General features: G+C 74.8%; 1 protein-coding gene. It reads right to left on the reverse strand.

The genetic code is table 11. The features are described from left to right. Nucleotides 1-84: 84 nt before the first annotated feature. The coding region (locus GT042_RS02845; protein ID WP_161307111.1) for a DUF4232 domain-containing protein at nt 85-682 on the reverse strand (598 nt) is incomplete at its 5' end.

Genomic DNA, 682 nt, shown 5'->3' on the forward strand with positions numbered 1-682 from the left:
CCCCGGCCCTCGCGTCCGGTTCGGGTGCCGCGTGCGGGTGCCGCGTGCGGTGCCGCCGCGAGTCCCGCGTCCGGGCTCCGGGTGTCAGGCTCCGGTGCCCGCGGTGAACACACCGATCGTCGGCACCGACGCCTTGCCGGTGTTGGTCACACCGCCCCCGGTCCAGGCGACCTTCAGCGCGTCCTTCTCGTCGGGCGGGGTGATGAGCACCGACGCCGGGGTGACCGTCGTGACCCCGGTGATCTCGGGGTTGCCGAAGGTCATGGGCGCCCAGGCGCTGCGGCCGGGGGCGAGCTCGACGAGTGTGCCGGTCACCTTGGCGCGCTCGGGGTTCACCGAGACCTGCTGTCCGGCCTTGTTCAGGAAGGCGACCCCGGGAAAGCCGTCGACGGTGCAGGTGTGGCCGGACGTGTTGGTCAGGACGAGGGGGAAGTTCTCCTGGCCCGCTCCCGGGTTGTTCGGGCCGACGGACGCCTTGACGTCCGAGGTGTGGCAGCGTTCGCCGCCCGCCGACGCGCCCGTGCCACCGCTGTGCTGGGACGAGCCGGACGTCCCGCCGCTCTTCGTGGCCGAGCCGGTGGAAGGCGAAGCAGGGGCGGTGGTGCCGGACGCCGTCGGGTCCGGGTCGGGCGTCGCCGTACCCGACGGGTCGCCGCCCACCGGGGCGGCCGGCCCGCCGACG

The sequence above is a fragment of the Streptomyces sp. SID3212 genome, from assembly GCF_009865405.1.
In the GTDB taxonomy this organism is placed as follows: Bacteria; Actinomycetota; Actinomycetes; order Streptomycetales; family Streptomycetaceae; genus Streptomyces.